This is a genomic window from Companilactobacillus kimchii DSM 13961 = JCM 10707 (assembly GCF_001435445.1).
Lineage (GTDB): Bacteria > Bacillota > Bacilli > Lactobacillales > Lactobacillaceae > Companilactobacillus > Companilactobacillus kimchii.
In genome coordinates, this window is the sequence record NZ_AZDH01000003.1 from 74,572 (window position 1) to 97,712 (window position 23,141).

Annotated in this window: 28 protein-coding genes and 1 tRNA gene; 26 read left to right on the forward strand and 3 right to left on the reverse strand. The window is 35.8% G+C overall.

All coding sequences use genetic code 11. The features are described from left to right. Positions 1 to 116 precede the first annotated feature (116 nt). The 23 genes from FC97_RS01550 (at position 117) to FC97_RS13815 (ending at position 17,110) form a co-directional block, all read left to right on the forward strand. Complete coding sequence (locus FC97_RS01550) at positions 117 to 458, forward strand: HNH endonuclease (RefSeq protein ID WP_054643406.1); 342 nt, start codon at positions 117 to 119, stop codon at positions 456 to 458. Between the two features lie 136 nt (positions 459 to 594). Next, entirely contained in the window at positions 595 to 1,851 is a 1,257-nt protein-coding gene (locus tag FC97_RS01555; protein WP_056967687.1) for a phage portal protein, read from the forward strand. Beyond that, positions 1,844 to 2,545 (forward strand): hypothetical protein, encoded by a 702-nt coding sequence (locus FC97_RS01560; protein ID WP_082397572.1) that lies wholly within the window; start codon positions 1,844 to 1,846, stop codon positions 2,543 to 2,545. Before FC97_RS01555 ends, FC97_RS01560 begins: the two co-directional genes overlap by 8 nt. 55 nt (positions 2,546 to 2,600) lie before the next feature. Continuing rightward, on the forward strand, positions 2,601 to 3,998 hold the full coding sequence (locus FC97_RS01565; RefSeq protein WP_179205843.1) for a terminase large subunit: 1,398 nt from the start codon (positions 2,601 to 2,603) through the stop codon (positions 3,996 to 3,998). Positions 3,999 to 4,077: 79 nt separating this feature from the next. Further along, the gene (locus FC97_RS01570) at positions 4,078 to 4,548 is read left to right on the forward strand and encodes a capsid assembly scaffolding protein Gp46 family protein (RefSeq protein WP_284143015.1); all 471 of its coding nucleotides are present in this window, start codon (positions 4,078 to 4,080) and stop codon (positions 4,546 to 4,548) included. Between the two features lie 7 nt (positions 4,549 to 4,555). Beyond that, positions 4,556 to 5,443 carry a phage major capsid family protein gene (locus FC97_RS01575; RefSeq protein ID WP_054643408.1) on the forward strand — a complete coding sequence of 296 codons (888 nt, stop codon included), beginning with the start codon at positions 4,556 to 4,558 and terminating at the stop codon, positions 5,441 to 5,443. A gap of 1 nt (position 5,444) precedes the next feature. After that, complete coding sequence (locus FC97_RS01580; protein WP_054643409.1) at positions 5,445 to 5,723, forward strand: hypothetical protein; 279 nt, start codon at positions 5,445 to 5,447, stop codon at positions 5,721 to 5,723. Positions 5,724 to 5,725: 2 nt separating this feature from the next. Continuing rightward, complete coding sequence (locus tag FC97_RS01585; RefSeq protein ID WP_056967690.1) at positions 5,726 to 6,130, forward strand: phage Gp19/Gp15/Gp42 family protein; 405 nt, start codon at positions 5,726 to 5,728, stop codon at positions 6,128 to 6,130. Beyond that, complete coding sequence (locus FC97_RS01590) at positions 6,108 to 6,446, forward strand: hypothetical protein (RefSeq protein ID WP_054643411.1); 339 nt, start codon at positions 6,108 to 6,110, stop codon at positions 6,444 to 6,446. The genes FC97_RS01585 and FC97_RS01590 overlap by 23 nt, the downstream gene beginning before the upstream one ends. Continuing rightward, positions 6,439 to 6,675, forward strand: a complete 237-nt coding sequence (locus FC97_RS01595; RefSeq protein WP_054643412.1) for a hypothetical protein — start codon at positions 6,439 to 6,441, stop codon at positions 6,673 to 6,675. The genes FC97_RS01590 and FC97_RS01595 overlap by 8 nt, the downstream gene beginning before the upstream one ends. Beyond that, positions 6,675 to 7,007, forward strand: coding sequence for a hypothetical protein (locus FC97_RS01600; protein WP_054643413.1), 333 nt, complete (start codon positions 6,675 to 6,677; stop codon positions 7,005 to 7,007). The genes FC97_RS01595 and FC97_RS01600 overlap by 1 nt, the downstream gene beginning before the upstream one ends. A gap of 11 nt (positions 7,008 to 7,018) precedes the next feature. Continuing rightward, the gene (locus FC97_RS01605) at positions 7,019 to 7,597 is read left to right on the forward strand and encodes a phage tail tube protein (protein WP_054643414.1); all 579 of its coding nucleotides are present in this window, start codon (positions 7,019 to 7,021) and stop codon (positions 7,595 to 7,597) included. Positions 7,598 to 7,602: 5 nt separating this feature from the next. After that, positions 7,603 to 7,866: a hypothetical protein gene (locus FC97_RS01610; RefSeq protein WP_025024541.1), complete on the forward strand. Its 264-nt coding sequence runs from the start codon at positions 7,603 to 7,605 to the stop codon at positions 7,864 to 7,866. 38 nt (positions 7,867 to 7,904) lie between these two features. After that, positions 7,905 to 8,246 carry a DUF5361 domain-containing protein gene (locus FC97_RS01615; RefSeq protein ID WP_371125780.1) on the forward strand — a complete coding sequence of 114 codons (342 nt, stop codon included), beginning with the start codon at positions 7,905 to 7,907 and terminating at the stop codon, positions 8,244 to 8,246. Continuing rightward, positions 8,246 to 10,942 carry a phage tail protein gene (locus FC97_RS01620; protein WP_054643416.1) on the forward strand — a complete coding sequence of 899 codons (2,697 nt, stop codon included), beginning with the start codon at positions 8,246 to 8,248 and terminating at the stop codon, positions 10,940 to 10,942. The genes FC97_RS01615 and FC97_RS01620 overlap by 1 nt, the downstream gene beginning before the upstream one ends. Before the next feature lie 4 nt (positions 10,943 to 10,946). Beyond that, positions 10,947 to 11,699 carry a hypothetical protein gene (locus tag FC97_RS01625; RefSeq protein ID WP_054643417.1) on the forward strand — a complete coding sequence of 251 codons (753 nt, stop codon included), beginning with the start codon at positions 10,947 to 10,949 and terminating at the stop codon, positions 11,697 to 11,699. Next, on the forward strand, positions 11,696 to 13,384 hold the full coding sequence (locus FC97_RS01630) for a phage tail spike protein (protein ID WP_054643418.1): 1,689 nt from the start codon (positions 11,696 to 11,698) through the stop codon (positions 13,382 to 13,384). The genes FC97_RS01625 and FC97_RS01630 overlap by 4 nt, the downstream gene beginning before the upstream one ends. 2 nt (positions 13,385 to 13,386) lie before the next feature. Beyond that, positions 13,387 to 13,530, forward strand: coding sequence for a hypothetical protein (locus FC97_RS13470; protein ID WP_156314103.1), 144 nt, complete (start codon positions 13,387 to 13,389; stop codon positions 13,528 to 13,530). Then, a complete protein-coding gene (locus FC97_RS01635) occupies positions 13,531 to 13,803 on the forward strand; it encodes a hypothetical protein (RefSeq protein ID WP_054643419.1) in 273 nt (90 codons plus the stop codon). Beyond that, positions 13,804 to 15,267, forward strand: coding sequence for a hypothetical protein (locus FC97_RS01640; RefSeq protein WP_056967692.1), 1,464 nt, complete (start codon positions 13,804 to 13,806; stop codon positions 15,265 to 15,267). 12 nt (positions 15,268 to 15,279) lie between these two features. Further along, positions 15,280 to 15,663, forward strand: coding sequence for a hypothetical protein (locus tag FC97_RS01645; RefSeq protein ID WP_054643422.1), 384 nt, complete (start codon positions 15,280 to 15,282; stop codon positions 15,661 to 15,663). Between the two features lie 76 nt (positions 15,664 to 15,739). Beyond that, positions 15,740 to 16,159, forward strand: coding sequence for a phage holin family protein (locus FC97_RS01650; protein WP_056967693.1), 420 nt, complete (start codon positions 15,740 to 15,742; stop codon positions 16,157 to 16,159). Continuing rightward, entirely contained in the window at positions 16,160 to 17,110 is a 951-nt protein-coding gene (locus FC97_RS13815) for an SLAP domain-containing protein (protein ID WP_082397573.1), read from the forward strand. 170 nt (positions 17,111 to 17,280) lie between these two features. Here FC97_RS13815 and FC97_RS01660 read toward each other — a convergent pair. The 3 genes from FC97_RS01660 to FC97_RS01670 form a co-directional block, all read right to left on the reverse strand. After that, positions 17,281 to 17,353: transfer RNA gene (locus FC97_RS01660), tRNA-Glu, on the reverse strand. A 56-nt stretch (positions 17,354 to 17,409) separates the two neighbouring features. Beyond that, complete coding sequence (locus tag FC97_RS01665; RefSeq protein ID WP_054643423.1) at positions 17,410 to 17,628, reverse strand: hypothetical protein; 219 nt, start codon at positions 17,626 to 17,628, stop codon at positions 17,410 to 17,412. Further along, positions 17,625 to 18,323: a CPBP family intramembrane glutamic endopeptidase gene (locus FC97_RS01670; protein WP_054643424.1), complete on the reverse strand. Its 699-nt coding sequence runs from the start codon at positions 18,321 to 18,323 to the stop codon at positions 17,625 to 17,627. The genes FC97_RS01665 and FC97_RS01670 overlap by 4 nt, the downstream gene beginning before the upstream one ends. A gap of 97 nt (positions 18,324 to 18,420) precedes the next feature. On the opposite strand from FC97_RS01670, the gene FC97_RS01675 reads away from it, so the two are divergent. From FC97_RS01675 to FC97_RS01685, 3 genes are all read left to right on the forward strand, one after another. Next, entirely contained in the window at positions 18,421 to 20,142 is a 1,722-nt protein-coding gene (locus FC97_RS01675) for an ABC transporter ATP-binding protein (RefSeq protein WP_054643425.1), read from the forward strand. Beyond that, on the forward strand, positions 20,142 to 22,010 hold the full coding sequence (locus FC97_RS01680; RefSeq protein WP_054643426.1) for an ABC transporter ATP-binding protein: 1,869 nt from the start codon (positions 20,142 to 20,144) through the stop codon (positions 22,008 to 22,010). Before FC97_RS01675 ends, FC97_RS01680 begins: the two co-directional genes overlap by 1 nt. 77 nt (positions 22,011 to 22,087) lie before the next feature. After that, positions 22,088 to 23,056, forward strand: coding sequence for a serine hydrolase domain-containing protein (locus FC97_RS01685; protein ID WP_054643427.1), 969 nt, complete (start codon positions 22,088 to 22,090; stop codon positions 23,054 to 23,056). The last annotated feature ends 85 nt before the right edge of the window (positions 23,057 to 23,141 follow it).

Consider the following 23,141-nt stretch of genomic DNA (forward strand, 5'->3'; position numbering starts at 1 on the left):
AACTCAAGGTTCCGGTGGTCTTATTTTTATACCCCTCACATTGTTTAGATACCCCCATACTAATTGATACCCACCATCATTTATTACTATCCCCACATAGAAAGGACCGCCATCTTATGGTATTGCGAGCAGACAGAACCGGACAACATCGAGTAGCATTTGATAAGAACAAACGTATAATCCTCAAGACTCAATCTGTCTGTGGCATCTGTGGCAGACCGGTAGACAAACGTTTGAAATATCCTGACCCAATGAGTGCTGTCATTGATCACATCATTCCAATCAACAAGGGTGGACATCCAAGCGACATGGACAACCTACAGCTCGCTCATTGGAGTTGTAACAGACAGAAGTCTGACAAGTTATTTAAAAATAAAGAAAATAAAAGTGTTGATGTAAAAACTATTGGTAATAGAAATTTACCTCAATCGTTAGATTGGTCTAAATACCGTTCATAGCGACGTTTTAAACAATTTAATGATTCTGATTGAGCCAAGATTTTAAAGGGGGCATGAGACCCCCTACGGCTCGTCAGCCGAGCTTCACGCCGTCACTGTACATTTTTTCTCATGAATTTATTAAGGAGTTGATATATTGGAATATAAAGGAATTGATTACCTTAGAAATAAGCTGTCACATCGCCGTTTCCGGGTAAATATGAGATATAAACAATACGCAATGAAATACCACGAAAACGACCCTGGTATCACTATTCCACCCGAAATTAGGAACCAATATCATGCCGTTCTTGGCTGGTGTGCAAAAGGTGTGGACAGTTTGGCCGATAGATTAGTATTTCGTGATTTTGATAATGATGATTTTAAAGTAAACGAAATCTTCCATGATAATAACCCTGATGTTTTTTTTGATTCTGCAGTTTTGTCTGCATTGATTGGATCATGTTCATTTGTTTATATTTCAAAGGCAGATGACCAAATTCGTTTGCAAGTTATTGAAGCAAGTAATGCAACGGGAATCATTGATCCAATTACTGGATTGTTAACTGAAGGATATGCCGTTTTAAAACGTGATGACTTTGGAAATCCGATTAGTGAAGCTTATTTCACAGCTCAATTGACAACGTTTATTACTGGAAAAGATGTAACTAATATTCCTAACCATACTAATCATCCATTGTTAGTACCAATCATTTACCGACCGGATGCCGTTAGACCTTTTGGACGTTCAAGGATTACACGTTCTGGAATGTATTATCAGAAATATGCAAAGCGTACGTTGGAAAGAGCGGATATCACTGCAGAATTCTATTCATTCCCTCAAAAATATGTGGTTGGTCTAAGTAACGATTCTGAACCAATGGATAGTTGGAAAGCAGCCATTTCATCCATGTTGCAATTTACTAAAGATGACGAAGGAGATAGCCCTAAACTTGGACAATTCACAACGTCGAGCATGACACCATTTACTGAACAACTTAAAACTGCAGCGGCTGGGTTTGCTGGTGAAATGGGATTGACTATGGACGATTTGGGATTTGCCTCCGACAATCCATCAAGTGTGGAAGCCATTAAAGCGAGCCATGAGAATCTAAGATTGTCTGGAAGAAAGGCACAACGATCATTTGGTTCTGGATTATTAAATGTTGCTTATTTAGCAGCTTGTTTAAGAGATGATTATGCATATGAACGTTCACAATTCATGAATACAATTCCAAAATGGGAACCATTATTCGAAGCAGATGCCAATATGTTATCAATCATTGGTGATGGTGCTATCAAGCTTAATCAAGCAATACCTGGGTTTATGGATAAAGAAACTGTTCGTGAAATTACTGGCGTTAAAGGTTCTGATCAAGAACCACCAATAGAAACTGGTGATGATAATGGATAAAGATATCGCTATTGATTTATTAAAATTAATTGATGAATCATTTAAAGATAAAAACAGTAAAAGTGAAATTTTAAGAAGAGATATTGAGTTATTAAAGAGCGGGAAAGCTACTTACAAAGAAGTTAATGATTTAGCAATTGAAGTTGGACAAAACTTATCACATTCAATTAATGAATTTGTAACTGCTAAATCTTTACCAAATGAAAAAATGTATTTCAATATTTCAAACCGATTGATGAATCATACGTTGAAAAATAACTACGATATTGTAACTGGCTATGCGAGCGACGTTCAGAATCAACTCAATCAAGTTGCTAACTTGCATTTGAAAGCTCAAGTTCCTGATTTTAATCAAGAAAAAGTAAAAGGCTTAGTGGAGCGTTTAACTGCAGCTGAAACTTTTGATGATATTAAATGGATTCTTGATGAACCATTAGTAACTTTCACTCAGTCAATCGTTGATGATTCGATTCAAAAAAATGTTGAGTTTCAAGCTAAAGCAGGATTGCAACCAAGAATTACACGTACAGTTGTTGGTAAGCCATGTGACTGGTGTAAAAACTTAGCTGGATCATATAGCTATAATAAGGCACCTGATGACATTTATCGACGGCATGAACGATGTCGCTGTGTTGTCGATTACAATCCGGGAGATGGTAGAAAACAAAATGTTTGGACCAAGGATTGGAAATAAAATTTGACCCAAGCAAGTCTATAAACTGCGGGTAACAAGATTGAAAGGGGACATGATGGTTATTGAAGTTAGATTAGGTAATCAGAATCCCACTCAATCGGTAATACTTCCATTTACTAAATCCAGATATAAAACTGCGATTGAAGCCTATGAAAAATCAGGTCGAACAGCTCAAGAATGGCAAGTTGAATTAGCGAAAGATTTGTTTGCAGTCAACGATGATGGTCTTTGGGTTCATACGAAGTTTGGTTACTCAATTCCACGAAGGAATGGTAAAACCGAATTAATTGTTATCCGTGAGATTCAAGGACTGCTAGATGGTGAACAAATCTTACATACTGCTCACAGGACTACCACATCTCATTCATCTTGGGAACGTGTTTTAAAACTCCTGGATAATGCTGGAATTAAATATCGTTCCTTGAAAGCTGTAGGACGTGAACGAATTGATTTACCTGATACTGGTGGACGTGTGGAATTTCGTACCAGGACTTCCACAGGTGGACTTGGTGAAGGTTTTGACTTGTTAGTCATTGATGAGGCTCAAGAATATACAACTGATCAAGAATCAGCATTAAAATATGTCGTTACTGATAGTGATAACCCACAAACTATTTTCTGTGGAACACCACCAACACCACTTTCTTCAGGAACTGTTTTTGTTGATTTTAGAAATAGTATTCTTAGTGGTAAAACCGAAAATGCAGGTTGGGCTGAATGGTCAGTTGAAGAGCAATCAAATATTAGAGATAGGGACTTATGGTATAAAACTAATCCATCACTTGGAACAATATTTACTGAACGTTCAATCCAAGATGAAGTTGGTTCTGATGAGATTGACTTTAATATTCAGCGGCTGGGTCTTTGGATTAAATATAATCAAAAATCGGCTATATCAGAAAATGAATGGGATGAATTGAAAGTTTATTCTTTACCGATTTTGCAAGGTCCAATCTATGTTGGAATTAAATATGGTAATGATAATGCTAACGTGGCAATGAGTATTGCAGTTCATACCTTATCAGGAAAAGTATTTGTAGAGTCTATTGATTGTCAATCAATTCGAAATGGTAATAATTGGATACTTAATTTCTTGCGAATTGCGGACATCAAGAAAGTTGTAATTGATGGTGCAAGCGGTCAAAATATTTTGGCAAGTGAGATGAAAGACTTCAAGTTGAAGTCACCAATATTACCAACGGTAAAAGAAGTTATTAATGCTAATTCACTATGGGAACAGGGTATTTATCAGCAGTCAATTTGTCATTCCAATCAACCATCACTAACTGTAGTTGTTACTAATACAGCCAAAAGAAATATTGGTTCAAGTGGTGGTTTTGGCTACAAGTCGCAGTTTGATGACATGGATATTAGTTTAATGGATAGTGCCTTACTAGCACATTGGGCTTGTTCAAACGACAAACCTAAGAAAAAACAAAAAATTGGATATTAATTTTGGACGTTTTCCATACGTCTATTTTTTATGCCAAAAATTACCGATACCACCGGGTAAGTGGGAGAAAGGATTTTAAATTATGACTTTTAAAGCAATTGAAACACAAGAGGAACTTGACCAAATTATTCAAGGACGTTTGGACCGACAGAAGGAATCATTGGTAAAACAGTATTCAGATTATGACGATTTAAAGAAACAAGTATCAATATTGACTAATGAAAATACTTCACTGCAATCAACAATCAGTAAGAGCAAAGAAAAGTATGCTGATTATGACCAAAATATTGAAAATTTAAATTCCAAAATTTCAGGATATGAAACAGCTAATCTAAAAACCAAAATTGCCTTAGAAAATGGACTTCCTTATGACTTAGCAGATCGTTTGGTTGGTGATGATGAAGAAAGTTTGAAAGCTGATGCTGAAAGATTAGCTGGTTTTGTAAAGAAGGATGACCCAGTACCACCACTAAAAGACCCTGAACCAAATACTGGTTCAGATGAGAATAGTGCATACAAAAATTTAATTGATAACTTAGAAGGAGAATAAAAAAATTATGACAACATCAAAGGGAAATTTATTTGATCCAACATTAATTACAGATTTAATTAGTAAAGTTAAAGGTAATAGTTCTTTGGCAATCCTATCTGGTCAAAAGCCAGTAGCATTTAATGGACAAAAAGAATTTACATTTTCAATGGACAAGGATATCGATATTGTTGCTGAGAATGGAAAGAAAACTGAAGGTGGAGTTACTATTGCGCCAGTAACGATTGTTCCCATTAAGGTGGAATATGGCGCCCGTGTTTCTGATGAATTCATTTATGCCACGGATGAAGAAAAAATCGATATTTTGAAGGCATTTAATGATGGATATGCTAAGAAATTAGCACGTGGTTTAGACTTGATGGCCTTCCATGGTGTAAATCCAAGAACTAAAGAAGTATCCGCAATCATTGGTAAAAATAGTTTTGATACTTCCATCACTCAAACGGTTGATTTTAACGCTGCTGACCCGGACACAAATATCGAAGCTGCTGTTGAACTCGTTCAGGGTTCAGAAGGTGTGGTTTCTGGTATGGCAATTGATACACAGTTTTCATCTGCTTTAGCAAAAATGCGTGATAACAGTAATAATCGTTTATTCCCAACATTAGCTTGGGGTGCCAATCCTGGTTCAATCAATGGATTGCAAACAGATGTAAATAATACCGTTGCAAGTGGTTCAAAAGATTACGCAATTTTGGGTGACTTTACTAATATGTTCCAATGGGGATTTGCTAAACAAATTCCGATGGAAGTAATTCAATATGGTGATCCAGACAATTCAGGCCAAGATTTAAAGGGTTATAACCAAGTTTACTTGCGTTCTGAAACATATCTAGGCTGGGGAATTATGGATACTAATAGTTTTGCACGTGTAATTAAACCAGCGGAGGCATAAAATGAAATATCAAAATACTAAGACCAAAATTATTATTGATGTGAGTTCAAAAATTCATGGCGATAATTGGATTAAGGTAGGAGAACTACCAAACCAACCACCAAAGAAGAATGATGAAAAACAAGAAGATACTTTAGACAATGAACCTGAAACTGATAATGTTCCCAAGGGCATTACTAAAGCACAAATTATGCAAGAATTGGATGCATTTGGAATCAAATACGATTCCAATGCTAAGAAAGAAATTCTTTATGATTTGATGATGAAAGGTAAGAAATAGTCATGGATGATTTTGCTACGATTGATGATTTACAAGTAATGTGGCGAAAGCTTAAACCTGATGAAATTCCACGTGCCACCAAACTGCTTAAAGTAGTCTCTGACTCATTAAGAGAGCAAGCGCTCAAAGTTGGTAAGGACCTTGATAAGATGGTTGCAGAGCGGTTATCTTATGCCACAGTAGTTCAATCTGTAACCGTGGATGTTGTTGCAAGGACGTTAATGACATCAACTGATCAGGAACCAATGACACAAGCGAGTGAAGCAGCTATGGGCTATTCATGGTCTGGATCGTACTTAGTTCCTGGAGGTGGTTTATTCATTAAAAATTCAGAACTAACTAAATTAGGTTTGAGACGGCAAAGATACGGGGTGATGGAACCTTATGACACGAATCCACGGAATTAGCATTATTTTGATGGATAGAATTGAAACAGGCGTTGATGGTTTTGGCAAAACGATTTTTAAGGAAAAACCAATTAAAATTCAGAATGTTTTAGTTAGTCCTACATCAACTGATGATGTTGCTAATCAATTAAACTTGACTGGTAAAAAGATTGTTTATGATTTGGCAATTCCTAAAGGCGATGATCATGATTGGACCAATAAAGAAGTTCAATTCTTTGGAAAGAAATGGCGGACAGTTGGAGTTCCACTTGAAGGAATTGAAGATATGATCCCGCTTGACTGGAACAAGAAAGTGACAGTGGAATATTATGGCTAAAAATAAATTTGTACTTAATCATGGTGGTGTTGGTGAATTACTTAAATCTGCAGCAATGCAAAGTATTGTAGAAGAGCATGCTAGTGAGATTAGAAAATCAGCAGGTGATGGGTATGCTCAAGATACTTATGTTGGTAAAAGTCGTGTAAATGCTAGTGTTTACGCTGATAGTTATAAAGCTAGAAAAGATAATTTAAAAAATAATACGCTACTAAAGGCGGTGCAGTAATGATTGAAGAAATAATTAAAAATTATTTGGACGGTCATTTTATAGCACCGTCTTTTTTAGAAAGACCAGAGAATCCGCCAGAGCGCTATATTATTTTTGAAAAAACAGGTGGATCAGAAACTAATCATATTGATTCTGCAACGATTGCATTTCAATGCTATGCAGAAAGCCTTTATGAGGCATCTAAGTTAAATGTAAAACTTAAAGCATGTTTAAATGAAATGATTTATTTTACAGATATCAGTAAAGCTAAATTGAATTCAGACTATAACTTTACTGATCCAGAAACAAAAGAATATCGCTATCAAGCAGTTTACGATTTTAAATATTAGGAGGATAAAAAATGTCAGATACTCAAAATGTTTCAGTTGCTAAACCAAAAATCGGTGGTGCCGCTTATTCAGCACCACTTGGGACTGTTTTGCCTACCGATTCAATTACTAAGTTGGATGCTTCTTATAAAGCACTTGGATATATTTCAGAAGATGGTTTAACCAATACAAATAGCCCTGATTCAGATTCAATCAAGGCTTGGGGCGGTGATACAGTATCCGTTGTTCAAAAAGGTAAGGAAGATACATTCCAATACACGCTAATCGAGTCTATGAATCTTGATGTTCTTAAAGAAGTTTATGGTGAAAAGAATGTCACTGGAGATATGGAATCAGGAATTAAAATTGTAGCCAATTCAGATGAATATGAACCTCATATCTTAGTTTTTGATATGGTTCTAAAAGGTGGAATTTTCAAGCGTATTGTTATTCCTAACGGTACTATTTCAGAGATTGGTGATATTAGTTATACAGATGAGGATGCTGTTGGATTTGAAACAACTTTTACTGCTTCACCAGATAAAACAGGTGCAAATCATTACGAATATATTAACAAACCTACTGCATCAGTTGAAACCAAAGGAGAATAATCAATATGATCAAGGGTAAAACTAAATCAGGATTTAACTATATTATTCCTGAAAAGCGTTTGGATAATTATGAGTTATTGGAAGCAATTAGTGATGTGGAAGATAACCCTTTGGTAATGCCAAAAGTTTTGAAATTATTGTTTGGTAAAGAACAAACTGAAAAATTAAAGAAACATCTTGCCGATAAAGAAGGCTTGATTTCAATGGAAAAAATGACTGCTGAAATTCAAGAAATTTTTGAATCTCAAAGCCAAGCAAAAAAATCTTAATCCTTGCCTACATGATAAAAATTGATAAGGATGCACTTATGTGTGACTTAGCAGAAACATACCAAATATACGACTTAAAACAGTTACCTTTAACCAAGGTAGCTGTTTTTTCTTTAGGTTTGAAAGATGATTCGAGAATCAAAATGAAGATGAGAAATCAGAAATTTGATTTAAATCAGATACTTTTGATGTCTGTTGCAGACAATTTGAAGTTACTTCTTTGGTCTAAAACCAAGGATGCCCAAAAAGGTCGAAATAAGCCAGTTCTTTGGTCATCACTATTTGAAGAACCTAAAGAAAAGAAAGAAATCGTATTTAATTCAGGTGAGGATTTTGAAAAGGAAAGAAACCGACTTTTGAAGAAAGGAGGACATAATTAATGGCAACAGAATTAGGTAAAGCGTATGTTCAAATTATTCCATCTGCTAAAGGGATTGGAGGCTCAATCAAAGGTCAATTAGATCCTGAAGCTGCTTCGGCAGGTTCAAGTGCTGGTGAATCACTGAGTAGTAAATTAATTTCAGTCGTTAAAGCGGCAATTGTAACTGCTGGAATCGGTAAAGCCATTGGGGCATCAATCACTGAAGGAGCTAAGCTTCAACAGTCCTTAGGTGGTGTTGAGACAATTTTTAAAAAGTCTGCCGGCAAGGTTAAGCAGTATGCTAGTCAGGCGTATAGAACGGCCGGTATGTCTGCTAATGACTATATGGAAAATGTAACTAGTTTCTCATCTAGTTTGTTGCAGTCACTAGGTGGTAATACTGGTAAAGCAGCTAAGGTTGCCAACATGGCAATGATTGACATGTCTGATAATGCTAATAAGTTTGGTAGTAATATGGGTGATATTCAGAATGCTTATCAAGGTTTTGCCAAACAGAATTACACCATGTTGGATAACTTGAAGTTAGGCTATGGTGGTACTAAGGAAGAAATGGAAAGACTTCTTAAAGATGCTACTAAGTTGACTGGTAAGAAGTACGATATTAGTAATCTTTCAGACGTTTATAATGCGATTCACGCAATTCAAGGCAAACTTGATATTACTGGTACAACTGCTAAAGAAGCTGCTACTACATTTAGTGGATCTTTTGATTCTATGAAAGCTGCAGCCCAAAATGTTCTTGGAAATATTGCGTTAGGACGTGATATTGAACCATCCTTAAAAGCATTGGCTCAAACTACATCTAACTTCTTATTCAATAACTTTATTCCAATGGTTGGTAATATTCTTAAAGCATTGCCTGGAGCATTGGTTACTTTTATTGATGCTGCGATTCCATTAGTCAAATCTGGAGTCAGTAACATGTTTAAAAGTGCATTCAGTGGCTCAATTGATTTTGCTAGTTATTTAAAACCTGCTTTAGCAGTATTGGGAGCTTTTACAGTACCTGCAGGCTTGAAATTACTTGGTGGTGTCTTTAGTAAATTAAGTTTTGTGGTTAAACCACTAGGTGGGATTTTTTCAGGGTTTGGTTCAGTACTAAAACCAATCACTGGAATCTTCAGTGGATTAGGTGGAATCGTTAAAACTGTTGCAAGTAGTTTTTCGTCATTTGCCACGGCTATTTTAAAAATTGGTGCTGGTATTGGTGCCGCTACATTAGGTATGTCTGCACTTGCTTTTGGTATCACTGCTTTAGCTAGTACTGGTACAGCAGGAATAACTGCAATGGCTACTTTTGGTGTAGTGATTGGTGGATTAGCAGCGGTGTTTGCATTATTGGCTCCAGCGCTAACTGCAGGTTCTTCAGGAATAACTGCATTCGGTACGGCTATTCTAGCAGCCGGGGTTGGTATTGGTGTTATGACTGCAGGAATTGCATTAATGGTTTCAAGTTTTGCACTTTTGAATATGTCGTTTGTACAACTAACCACCGTATCAACTCAATTAGTTCCATTGTTTGTTAGTTTGGGAGTCGGTTTTGCATCTATGATTACAAGCTTCTTAAGTACAATCGTTATGAATATGCCAACCATAATTCAATCATTTGTTACGTTAGGAACCGGTATTTTAAATGCAATTAATACTTTAATGCCACAATTGATTGCCACTGGTATGAATATGATCATGTCTTTACTTAATGGTATTAACGCCAATATTGGACAAATAATATCGGTGTCAGTTGATATCATAGTTAAATTCATTGGAGGATTGGCGCAAGGCTTACCTAAGATTCTTGCTAAAGGTGTCGAATTTATCGTTAATCTTTTTACTGGAATTGCTCAAAATCTACCAAAAATTATTACTGCAGCAGTGAATGTAGTTACCTCGTTCATTGGTGGAATTGCTAATAATTTAGGAAAGATTGTGGCATCAGCATTAAATTTGGTAACTAAGTTTGCTAATGCAATTATTAGTAATCAAGGTAGACTAGCAACCGCAGCCACTAAAATCATTCAAGCGTTTGTTACTTCGGTCGGTACTGCAATGGGAGTTATTCTTGGTTCAGGGACTAAGTTAATTGGTTGGTTTGTCAGTGGACTGTTACAAGGATTGAGCAAATCAAGAAGTGCTGGTAAAAGTAATGCTAACGCCGTAAAAGATGGAGCAAGAGCTGATTTAACTTCCAACGGTAGTGTAATCATGAGTAGTTTTTTAGGTGGATTACACAGCAAGTGGGGAGCTGTTAAATCATTTGTTGGAGGAATTGGTTCTTGGATCAAAGCCCATAAGGGACCAATCTCTTATGATAAAAAACTATTGATTCCAGCTGGTCAAGCCATCATGGGTGGTTTGAATAATGGATTGAGTGAAGCTTTTAAAGATGTTAAATCAAACGTTAATTCAATGGCTGGATTCATCAGCGATGAGATGGATGCATCTTCAGGATCATTTGGCTTCAATCCTGGTCAAATCAGCAAGGTTACTAGCGTTGATTTTAACCAGGCAAGTTCAGCAAGTGAAACTGAATCTACTATTGTTAGTCAATTAAATGAAATGATGTCACTTCTATCCAAAGACCCACAATATCAAGTAATGCTTGATAGCGGGGTTTTGGCTGGTCAATTAACTCCTAAAGTTGATAGTCAACTGGCTAATAATTGGCGCAAAAATGATAATCGGATTGGTAGGTGATTAGGTGAATGATAGATTTTTTACTTTTAATGGTCGAAGTTCCAAAGACTTCAATTTGTTGATTCAAAATGATTTTGAGATTGAAGCTGGGGATGCAGATGTGAGCTATACTTCAGTTCCTGGTCGGAATCTTGATATTGTGAATCCAAATAATAGGTATAAAAATGGAACCATTACTTATGAATGCTTTATAGATATTCGTTGGTTCAATGATTCATTCTATAAAGATTTATCAGAATTAAGACGTGATCTAGTAGCATGGTTGGCAGTTGAAGAAAACTTCAGCGGATATTCAAAGCTTCAGGATAATTTGGATGAGAATTATTACTATCTTGCCAGATTATCCAAAGCGCCAACGATGTCATTCATTAGTTCAAAATGTGCCAGTATCACTTTAGAATTCAATGTTGGACCAGTGAAATATCGGTTGGATTCAGATTTGTATCAAGAAATATCAAATAATAATCAACTTTATAATCCAGAACCTTTATCTTCTTATCCAATAATTAAGATAACTGGAACTGGTAGTTTAAATTTGAAAATCAATGGTATTTCATACAAGATTACGGAAATTCATGATTTGACCTATATTAATTGCGAAAAAAGACGTATTTATGATGATAAAAGTCTAAAAAATAACATTGGCGTGTTTCCGAATTATCAATACCCAATCTTAAAGCCTGGTGAAAATAACATCAGCTGGGATAATTCAAATGCTGATGTATCAATTAAATTTAACTGGAGGACATTCATATGATGAATTATCTTCAATATCCAGTATTATTTGAAAGTTCTGAATCAGACTTCACAACGCAAGGAATTGGCGTTTTAACCGATTGTTTGAATGTGGAAGTTACTAATGAATTTAACGAGTTACCAGAATTAAAGTTAGATTATTTGGCAACTGGTGATATTGCTAATGAGTTAGTTAAAGACTGTATTATTTTGGCTGATGTTGGAGAAGGCTATTTAAAACAACTGTTTAGAATTGATAGCGTTAAGAAGTCAATTGATAACAAGATTGAAGTAACGGCTAGTCATATCTTGAATGATTTGAGCTATAACACTTTAAAACAAAATATTAATGCTTCGGCAGTTACCCCGGTAGCTGCTTTTAATTTGCTCAAAAACAACTTGGAACAGCCTGAACTAAAACTAAAAATGATTTCATCAATTAATGGTACAACCAGTATTAGTTGGGATATGACCAAAATTGATAATGCTAAAAAAGCCTTGGGTGGTGCTGATGGTTCACTGCTTCAGATGTTCAAGGGTGAATACTTATTTGATAACTATACGGTGCATTATGAACGAACTATTGGGACTAAAACCGGGAAAGTTATCGAATATGGTAAAGATTTAGTCCAGGTTAACCAAGAAGAAAATATTGAAGAAACCTACTCAGCAATTAAACCATTTACTAAGGTTGGCTCTGGTGATGATGAAAAGATAGTCTATCTTCCTGAACGAATCATTAAAACGTCTAATGCTGCTAATTTTGAAAAGCTACGAATCTTAACCAAGGATTTTTCCCAAGATAAAATCGAAACCGTTGATCAATTACGTTCCAGAACTAATCGATATATTTCTGATAATAAAGTGGGCATCCCTAAAGTTACACTTCAATTTGAAATGGAAGATATCAAAGATGATTTAGGTTTCGTTGATGAACTGAAAATGGGTGATGAAGTCACTGTTTACTTTGCTAATCTCAATATTGATACAACCGCAAGAGTAATTAAGACCGTTTGGGATGGATTACTTCACAGATACAAAACTGTATCGATTGGAGATAAACCAACAACGACATCTGATTATCAATCTGAACAGAATAGCCAAATTAATAATGTTGATAAGAGCGTTGCCGAAGTATCTAAAGATGTTTCTGATTTGAAATCCAGCAATGAAGATGCACAACGGTTGATGGACGAATTGAAGAAAAATGTTAACGATACTAGGGCTAACATGTTGAGTTATATCAATGGTAGTGGTCGTGATGTAATGAGATTTCTTCCTGATAGAGAAAACCCAACGGATATTGTTGCCAGCGAATCGGGTGGTAACTATGGAATGCGTTGGAACTCTAAAGGTATCTATTATGATGGTAAAGGTACGGTAGCTATTGATAACCGTGGTAACGTCTATGCTGATAATTTTGTGGGTCAAAGTATCACTGGTGTTCAGATTCGTGGTGGAGAAATTAGTGGTGTAACCATTAGTGGTGATACAGACATATCAATGGGTACTGGATCGTATAGAACATCCATTACAAACTATGGTATTTCGACAAATAATATGACTGTTCATCAAGTTGATGGACTTAGAGCAGTGAATATAGAATCGGGATATTTAATGATTAACGGAGCAAAACTTACCGGTGATGGTTCTGGAAAACTGTACATGGGTGGACTAAGAATTTTAAATGAAAGTGACTTGAAATAATTATGGAGAATAAAGGAAATGCGAACGAAGTAATTAAAGATTTAGCTGGTAAATTAGCTAATGTACAGGTTGAAAATTCTATTTTGTTTATTGAAAACAATCATCTTAAATCCGAGATCGAAAAACTGAAAAAGGAGAAAAAGTAAGTGGCAAACATTTATATCAAGGTCAATGATATTGGAGCTGTCACAGATTATTTAAAATCTAATGATGGTTCAGAACATAGTTTCAAACTGTTTAATGATTTTAAGCCAGATGAAACCATTATCGAACAAGGATATACATATGTTCATTTGATTGATTTGGAATATCCATTATTTGAAAAGTTGCATGATTACTATACATATTTTGATGGTCAACTTCACAGACCTTACAACTTTGATAGAAAGATAATTGAAAATATATTGGACGGTGATTAAATGAGTTTACCTAAAATTATTCTAGATACAGACAAGACAGTGCCTATTTACGAATTACCTTTAAAGATTCGTCAAGGCGACACAGGCGACGAGCTACAAGTTACTTTAGGAAAGTCATTCGAAAAGTATATTGATTTATCCAAAGTTGACATTGAACTCATTGCCAAAACACCCGACCAACGACTGATTAAGCAAGCTGTGACTGATAAGTCAGGAAATACGTTCAAGGTTAAGTTTGTAGATGAAATGTATGCAAAGGCCGGCGTATTCAGAAACATGTATTTCAAAATCGGAGACGATTCCACATCAGATATTAAGTTAGTCGTGCTGCAAGGGATCGGATCAATAAAAGAAGCGGGCAGTTATATTGATGACTTTGAAACGTTGATCGAGGAAGCTGAATCTTACGTTTCAGCATTAAAAGACTTTGCCGATACTGGAAATGCGACGATTAATAATAAAGTCGCTGAGCTGACTGGCAAGATGACTGACTTCGTTAATCAAGCTCAAAAAGATTTGAATGCTGCTAAATCGGCGTGGAGTACATTCCAAAGTAGTTCACAGACAGCGGCAATTGACCAAAGAAACGGTTTCGATACAGAATTTAACAAGCTGATTTCTGATGATAAAACAACATTTAAAACTATTTCTGATGAATTTAATACAGCTGTTTCAAATGCTAAGTCTCAAAATACAGCCAACCAAACGGCTTTTGAAAGTGCCGAATCAAAACGTGAAAATGATTTTACTAACCAAAGTGCAGACTTTGAAAAACGATATGTTGCTCAAGGTTCAGATTTTGAAAGTCGATTCAAAAGTTATTTAGCAACATTACAAACCGATTATGATGACTTCAAGAAAATCCTAACTACTGATGTTGCTGATTTAAATACAGAATTGGACAAGATTGGTGCTGACACAAAAGCATTGCAAGCTAAAGCGGATAGTATTGCGGACAAATTGAAAGATGTTGACCTGTCTCAAATGCAGACCAATAAAACTAATATTGAAAAGTTGCGCACAGATTTAACGGCAACTGACGGCAAGTTTAAAAACTATAAAACGTCTGATGAGCTTTCTACGTTGCTTAAAACTTACGTCTTAGCTACTCAATTGAGTGATACACTTGCAAGTTTCTCAAAGTCTGATGATGTTAAAAATTGGATTGCAACATCTGCTAATCAAACAAAAGAGTATGCTGCTGAATCGATTAAAGCTATTATCGGTGCTGCTCCCGATACGCTAGACACGATTGCGGAACTAGCGGATGCCGTAACTAAAAATAAAGACGGTGTTCAAGCTATTAATGATGGAATCACGAAGAAAGCCGACAAGACGGACGTTACAGCATTACAGAATACTGTTCAAGCTATGATTACTTCAATCAGTCAAGCCGACTACGATGCGTTAGTTAGTGCTGGAACTGTTGATCCAAAAATTTTGTATGTGATTCCTGATGCTTAAGGAGGTATCTAAATGAATTTAAAAATTGGAGGTAGCAACGTGGGTAAAATTATGTACAACGGTCAAGAGTTTGGTGGCGCAACTAAATTAGAACCGGGTACGATTTTGTATAGATCTGATAAAATTGAAGCAGGTTTTAAAAACATACACTTACTAAGCACTACAAAGAATTGGAATAACCTTAATGGTATTAACATTATGATATATAATAGTGATTTTAGTCTTTTATATGAGAGTATCAATATTTCTGGTGATGATTTTAAAAACTTAGATATAGATAAAGAATATAATTCAAGTTATTTCTCCCTAAGTGTATCTAGGTCGATTGTCGATGGAGAGTATAGGCTAAATATTTCGATTCCTAATACTGTAAATTTCATAATTAAAGCTATTTAAACTTGGTATAGGAGATATAAAATCACAGCCTTATAGGCTTATTTTTTTTACGAAAAAACGGGGAGATGAAATATATATGTATGCACCATTACCAAACGTCGGCCCAATGAACTGGATTGACGCAATGGAACACTTAGACAAAAATCCGTTGCTATTCACACTAGCAGTTTTAATTTTTGCCGATGTGATTACAGGGATTTCAAAATCATTAGTAACATCTACAACCGATAGCAGTATCGGCAAAAAAGGATTCGCCATTCATATCACGATCATACTTTTAGTGTGGCTATTATATCCGTGGTCAATCGCTATTGGATATAAATGGGTAGGCGATGCGGTTCTCTGGTTGTGGATATTTATGTATGCCACATCTATCACCGAAAATGTGGGACAAATGGGGTTGCCACTACCACACTTTATCAAGGATAGGCTTAATAAATTAAGTGATTACGCTGAAAATGGCGAACCTGAGAAAGAAAATAAGGAGGATAAATAAATGAACATTGATAAGAGTTATTTAAGACAAGATACACCATTGGTGGGAGTTCCACCATTTGGGCAAGTCCATGCACATTCAACTGGAAACAATAAATCCATGGCTAAAGAAGATGCTGGATATATGTCGTGGAAAGACTTACATTCCGGTTTCTTTACTCATGTAGTAGGTAACGGAAAAATCTATCAAACTGCTGCTAATAATCGTGGTGCTTGGGACGTAGGCGGTGGCTGGAACTCGTGGGGATATGCTAGTGTTGAATTGATTGAATCACATAAAACCAAAACTGAATTTATGACGGATTATAAGATTTATGTCAATTTATTACGTGAATTAGCTGTTGAAGCTGGCGTACCGTTGACACTAGATACTTCGGAATACGGGGTAGTAACGCATCAATATTGCACTAACAACCAGCCAAATAATCAAAGTGATCATGTTGACCCTTATCCATATTTGGCTAAGTGGGGTATCAGTAAGGCACAATTTCAAGCCGATGTTAAGAACGGTATCAATACCGTAGAAAAACCAAAATCCACAGTTAATAATGTGGTTCAAGTGCTAGATAGTAAAGCGTTTAAGACGTTCACAACTTACGACGGTAACGGAAAGGCGAACGAAGGTTCTTGGATTACACCTAGCTCGAAATGGGTATCTAATTCAATTCAAGTAATTAATAGCAAGCCTTATTTCGTGATTGGAAGTAACATCTATCTACCACAATCATCTACGACTTTTAAAGACAAATTAGTTATTAATGGAGATCAAGCTGAATCTGTCGATGGTAAGGGCGCTGCCATTTCTGGCAGTAACAAGAAATTCAAAGCCGGTAGTGAATGGAAAACGGTCGATAAGCTAGTTAACATCCCTGGAATTGGTTGGTGCTACCAAGTGGCTACAAACGAATATATTCCAGCTAAATATCAACAAGGTTCTGGATTCAAAGGATAATGTTTAATGGCTCTTACTCTTAAATGAGTAGGAGCTTTTTTGTGCCCCATTTGTGCCCCATAGATACAAAACGTTAGAATTACTTAGAGTTCTTGAAAAATAAAAATGCCGTAAACTCAACGTTTACGACACTTTTATAATTATAAAATATAATGGAATTTGATACATTATCACCCGTATGGGAATCGAACCCATAACTCCACCTTGAGAGGGTGGCGTCTTAAACCATTTGACCAACGGGCAATTAAACAACAATCATTATTTTACCTATAAAGTAGGGATGGTGTCAATAATAATTGTTAATTATTTTTATCTTTTATTTTAATTATCAATATATAAATCAACATTCCAATCAAAACAATGGTATAAATAGCACTGGCAAAGCCGGCGTACTCCATAATAATCCAACCTGTGATTCTGGCACTTGCCATCAGTAACATCGACAGTACACCGAACATAACAATTTTTCTTAAAAGACTTTGATAAATTTCGTTGAACTTTTTCTGATTATTTCTCATAGTAATATAACTCCTGAAATAGCTAAACCACTGAAGATGGCAAGAAAATTGTTGAGAAAGTGAACGGTGATATCAGCTTTAATATTCTTAGTTCGATAATAAACGCCTGCTAAAACGATACCTAATAATACTTTTGAAAGGGCATAGATCCAATCGGTTCCAGTTCCAAAAGGTGCGTGGACGTAACCGAAGAATATACCACTCAACAAAACAGATGTTAGTGGACTATTAACAAAGAACCAATTCATAAAAATACCACGGAAAATTATTTCTTCCAAAATTGGTGCAACAATCACGCTAAAGATGACTAGAATAGCTATATTATTTTTACCAATCAATTGTAAAGCTTCTACATTAGCATTGCTACTCTTCATAAAAGGAACAGTGGCGAAATTAATGAAGCCAATTAAGATAGTCGCAATTAGGATAATTAACCAAGTTTTTTTAGTGAATTTTTGAGTAGGAAACTTTTGTACATTCCTAAACACAAAAATAATTATGATAGCAGCGACAATTAGCAATATAATAGTTATAGTAGGTGCAATTTTCAGATAAGACTGATAGCTTGATCCGAGTTGTTTCTTGGTCAGTGTCAGAATACTTAATGGGAGTTGCTCTAATAAAAATAGAGCCAAAAAGGCTATAATATGAAATATAGTTTTTATAGGTTGATAATTATTTTTAGAGTTATTCATTAAAGGGCCACCTTATTTAAGATAATTATTAGAATTATTTGATAATTAGTGCTTTAATACTATAATGCTATGTGAGTTTTTTAAAGGGAGTGAATAAATGTTCAAGATTGCTCGAGGAAGGATCAACGTTTGGCAAGTGCTTGCGGCGGTCATTTTTATGATTTTCCAAGTTATTGCAACGTTATATATCCCTAATCTAACGTCAGACATTGTTAATAAAGGTGTTATTACTGGTGATACTGATTTCATTGTCAGTGCGGGTATTAAAATGATCGTTGTATCGTTTATTACCGTTATAGCAGCGTTTGGAAATGTCTTGATGGCGTCACAAGCGTCACAGGGATTAGGTCGAAAGTTAAGATCCGATTTATTCAAGAAAATATTATACTTTACACATGATGAATTCGACAAATTTGAGACTTCATCTTTGACAACCAGAACTACTAATGATGTTGTCCAAATTCAAAATGTAATGATCATGATGTTGAGAATGATGATAATGGCACCGATTATGTTGATTGGCGCAAGTTTCATGGCCTATCAAAAGAATGCTGAAATGACGAAGATCTTTTTGATCTCGATTCCTATTTTACTTGTTCTGGTGGGAGCTGTGATGTTTTTTGCTGTTCCTTTGTTTAAGGCAATGCAAAAGAAAACTGATCGTTTGAACTTGGTTTTCCGTGAAGGTTTAACAGGAGTTCGAGTTATTCGTGCCTTCAGACAAGATAAATTTGAACAAGATAGATTTAACGATGCTAATGAAGACTACACTAACAATGCGGTTAAAGTATTCAGTATCGTAGCATTGATGTTCCCAATTGTTACTTTGATTATGAGTGGTACTAATGTTGGTATCACTTGGTTGGGTGCTCATTATATTGCTAACCAGTCAATGGAAATCGGTAATATGATTGCCTTTATGACTTATGCTATGCAAATTTTAATGAGTTTTATGATCTTATCAATGGTCTTCGTATTTGTTCCTCGTGCTTCAGCTTCGGCTGCTCGTATTCAAGAAGTATTTGAAACGGAAAGCAGGATTGATGTTGTGGCTAAACCTGCTAAGCTCAAGGATGAACCAGCTCTTAGTTTTAATGATGTTAATTTCCGCTACACTGGGGCTGAAAAATTGGCCTTGGCTAATTTGAATTTTAATATGACCAAGGGACAAACCCTAGCAATTATTGGTGGTACTGGTTCAGGTAAAAGTACTTTGATTAATTTGATTCCTAGATTCTATGATGCCGAAACAGGTGTTGTAAGTATCAATGGAACTGATGTCAAAGCTTTGAGTACGGAAGATATTAACAGTAAGGTTTCAATGGTTCCTCAAAAAGCCTACTTATTTAGAGGAACGATTCGTGACAATATGCTTTATGGTAAACCAGATGCTACCGATGATGAGATTTGGCATGCGCTAGAAGTTGCTCAAGCTGCCGATTTCGTCGGAGAACTAGATGACAAACTTGACTCAGAAGTTGAACAAGGTGGAGAAAACTTCTCTGGTGGTCAAAAGCAACGTTTAGCTATTGCCAGGGCTTTAGTTAAAGATGCTTCAATTTATGTCTTTGATGATTCATTCTCAGCTCTTGATTTCAAGACTGACTTGAATTTAAGAACAGCTTTGAGAAATGATGAAAAAATCAGTCAGAGTGTGGTTGTCATTGTTGGTCAACGTATTTCAACAGTTGCCGATGCTGATCAAATTGTTGTCTTGGATGACGGTAAGATGGTCGGATTAGGAACACATGCTGAATTGAAAGCAAATAATAAGACTTATCAAGAAATAATTGAGTCTCAATTAAAGGAGGGTAAGTAATGGCTGAGAAAAATAATCAATCACCCTCAGTAGGACATGGTCCTGGACGTGGACCAGCGGTTGTTGTTAAACCTAAGAATTTCTGGAAAACAACTGGCCGTTTAGCTAAGTATATGTCCGGTTATATGGTCGGAATAATCTTTGTTTTGATCTTAGCGATTGCTTCAGCCGTCTTCCAAATTAAGACTCCTAAGATTTTAGGTGAGGCTACAACTGAGATTTATAAAGGATTAATGACTGGTGTAGCTCAACAAAAAGCTGGATTAAAAATCAATGGTCTACCAATTGATTTTAGTAAGATTGAACATATTATTTTAATTGTTATCTTGATGTATTTGGCTTCAGCTGTTTTCAACTTTATTCAACAATTTGTTATGACTCGTATTTCACAACGAACTGTTTATAAGCTAAGACGTGATTTGAAGTCAAAGATGGCACGTTTGCCAATCGTTTATTACGATTCTCATTCTAATGGTGATATTATGTCACGTGCCATCAACGATATGGATAATATCGCCGGAACCTTGCAACAAAGTTTGACTCAGTTAGTAACTAGTACTGTAACTTTCATTGGTGTTATTTGGATGATGTTCACAATTAGTTGGCAAATGAGTTTGATTGCTTTAGCAACTGTTCCTTTAAGTTTGATTGTGGTTGGAATAATTGCTCCACAGTCACAAAAATTCTTTAAACGTCAACAAGCTTCACTAGGACTTTTGAACAACCAAGTTGAAGAGAACTACGCTGGACATGTTGTTGTTAAGAGTTTTAATCATGAAGATGAATCAATTGAAGAGTTTGAAAAGGAAAATACCAAACTTTACAAGGCTTCTTGGAAAGCTCAAATGATTTCTGGTATTGTTATGCCTTTAATGACTTTCATCAATAATTTAGGTTATGTTCTGGTAGCCATCTATGGTGGAATTCAAGTTGCTAATGGTAATGTCTCATTAGGTAACATTCAAGCTTTCTTACAATACATGAATCAATTTTCACAACCAATTTCACAACTAGCTAACTTAACCAATACAATTCAAGCCACTGTAGCTTCGGCTGAACGTGTCTTTGAAATTTTAGATGAATCTGAAATGGAAGATGATAAGGTTGATGTGCCTGATGTTGAAACTGACAATAAGGTTACGCTTGATCATGTTAAATTTGGTTATGAACATAAGCCAATCCTTTTGGAAGATTACAACTTGGATGTTAAACCAGGTCAGATGATAGCTATTGTTGGTCCAACTGGTGCTGGTAAGACAACTATTATTAATCTGTTGGAACGCTTTTATGATGTTAAAGGTGGCTCCATTAAACTAGATGGTAAAGATATCCGTAATATGACTCGTGAACAAGTTAGAAGTCATTATGCAATGGTTCTTCAGGATACTTGGCTCTTTACCGGTTCCATCTATGATAATTTGAAGTACAGTCGTGAGGATGCTACCAAGGAAGAAATCATTGAAGCTGCCAAAGCAGCCCACGTTGACAACTTTGTTCGTCAATTGCCAAAGGGTTACGATACAGTCTTGAATGAGGAAGCTTCAAACATTTCTCAAGGACAAAGACAGTTGATTACTATTGCTCGTGCCTTTGTAGCTAATCCTGAGATTTTGATCTTGGATGAAGCAACTAGTTCAGTTGATACTAGAACTGAGTTACATATTCAACATGCGATGGAACGCTTGTTGCAGAATAGAACAAGTTTCGTTGTAGCTCACCGACTTTCAACAATTCAAAATGCCGATAAAATTATCGTGATGAATCATGGTTCAATCGTTGAAACAGGTAACCACGATGAGCTTATGGCTAAGAACGGCTTCTATGCGGATCTTTATAATTCACAATTTGCTGGAAATGTCGCTTTGTAAAAAAGATAGATATATAATTGGAACGTGTTTATAGCACGTTCTTTTTTTATACTTTTTATTACGAGAGGCAGGATTTTATGGCAAGTTTTGAAGAGACAAAAGCACAAATAATTGATTTAGTGAATAAGCAAGTTGTTCCAGGAGTCAGTTTTGGCTTCATAAACTCGTCACAGACGCAGAAATATACCTATGGCAATAAGTCATGGGTTCCAGAGATAACACCTCTTAAAGGCGACGAATTACACGATTTAGCATCATTAACTAAGGTGATGGGAACTGTACCATTGGTTTTGAAGATGTTAGATGATAAATTGATTGATTTGCATGATCCTGTCAGTAAATATTTACCAGAGTTTAAGGATGATCGGGTAGAACTGTTTCATCTGATTACACACACTTCGGGTATTAAAGGCTTTATCCCTAATCGAGATGCTTTAAAATGTGATCAGTTGATTCAAGCACTATTGACCTTGCCTGTTACTGATACTTTTAATAAAAAAGTTGTTTACACGGATACTGGCTTAATTTTTCTCGGATTAATTGCAGAGAAATTTTATAAGATGCCAGTCCAAGATGCCATTATGAAATATATTATTGAACCAGAAGGTCTAAAGGATGCTACCTTTGAACCTGATCCAACTCGCTGTGTACCAACGTATCCAGTCAATGGCAAGATGCTTTATGGAATCCCTAATGATCCTAAGGCTCGCCAATTAGGTAAGCACTGTGGATCGGCTGGAATGTTTGCCACTTTGGATGATGTCATGCAATTTGCCGGTGACATGTTGAAACCAGATAAGAAGTTTTTATATCATAATTACACTCAATTAAATCCTGGACGTTCACTAGGCTGGGATGTGAAACCGGATGGTTCAGGACACGTTCTTTTCCATACCGGTTATACGGGTGAATTTTTGGCAGTTGATTATCAACACCAGAATGCCATGGTCGTAATGACTAATCGAGTCCATCCTAATCAATATAATCAAATCTTTTTGAGACGTCGTGAAACAATTTTGGAATCATTTTTGAATGAGAGCAAATAGAATAGTATCTTTTGGACTTAGAAATAAGCAGTATCTATTTATGGACACATAAGAATTTGTCCTAAATGGGTACTGCTTTTTTTGA